This is a genomic window from Stenotrophomonas maltophilia group sp. RNC7 (genome assembly GCF_030910085.1).
GTDB lineage: Bacteria > Pseudomonadota > Gammaproteobacteria > Xanthomonadales > Xanthomonadaceae > Stenotrophomonas > Stenotrophomonas sepilia.
In genome coordinates this window covers 1-442 of record NZ_JAVFVN010000094.1, presented here as the reverse complement: position 1 = coordinate 442, position 442 = coordinate 1, and the positions used below count along the sequence as shown (strand labels likewise).

Genomic DNA, 442 nt, shown 5'->3' with positions numbered 1-442 from the left:
GGATCGCTGCTGGCCGTGATGTACTGGGATGGCTTGCTGAAGCTGCTGAATACGGAGGACGGGACAGAGGCTGCCTCTTTTTCCGATAATATGAAGTTGTATGAGGAGGAAAAGGCGGCAAGAGGCCGGTCTGGCGTTCAGCCCCGATTCGCGGTACTTGGTGGTTGGTCTGGGTGTAGGGATCGTCAAAGTGTATGATGTTCTGAAAAGCGGATCCATGCCGAGTATGCTTGTCCCGGATTAGATTGGGAGTAGTTGGAGACAAACGCGTATTTCGAGGAATATACGCATGTGCTGTTCAGCCCGCAAGATCGTTATCTGGTCATCATGCCGACGGCAGGCACTATGATCCGCAAGGCGATGACGGCTACTCGATCCCGGAATATTACCGAACATTCTACTGCATCAAGTTCGGCAGCGGTCAGGTCGTGCTTCAGCATAC

1 protein-coding gene is annotated in these 442 nt (G+C 52.9%); it reads left to right on the top strand.

Annotation, left to right across the window (positions count from 1 at the left end):
- On the top strand, nt 1-198 hold a 198-nt coding region (locus RCF13_RS00940; RefSeq protein WP_308140732.1), incomplete at its 5' end, for a hypothetical protein.
- Nucleotides 199-442: the final 244 nt, after the last annotated feature.